General features: G+C 61.5%; 1 pseudogene. It reads right to left on the reverse strand.

From position 1 onward, the window contains the following. Positions 1 to 493, reverse strand: a pseudogene (locus tag AC2A04_RS18295) (transposase family protein); the annotation flags it as partial.

Below are 493 nucleotides of genomic sequence, written 5' to 3' on the forward strand. Positions count from 1 at the left end.
GCCAACCACGACGCAGGTCGCCTGGAGGGTCTGGACGACGTCCTCACCGCGGAGGCTGAACCGTGGATCGAGCACCGGCGAGAAGCGTGAGAACGTGTCCACGACCGTCAGGACCTGGATCTTCCCTCAGCTTTGCCTTCACCCTGCGCTTGGGTGTCTTGTTGCGGCGCTGGAGGCCCAACTCGTTGTGAATCCTGTGGGTTCGCTTGATGTTGGTCTCCCAGCCCTCACGGCGAAGAAGAACGTGGACGCAGCGATACATAGCCGACGCGGGTCTTGCAGATCTCACGGATGCGGGCTTCAATGCCGGCCTGCTCGTGGCGGCGGGATTTGTAGTGGTATGTTGATGTGTCCATCTCCAGAACCCGGCAAGCCGGGCGGATCGACACGTCCCAGTCACTGCGAACCCCATTCACCAGCTCGCGTTTACGAGCAGGCCTTACAATTGTAGCTGCGCTGGCCTTCGGCTCGGCGGATGACATCCTGCACCATC

The sequence above is a fragment of the Novosphingobium sp. HNCC26DJ243 genome (genome assembly GCF_057180545.1).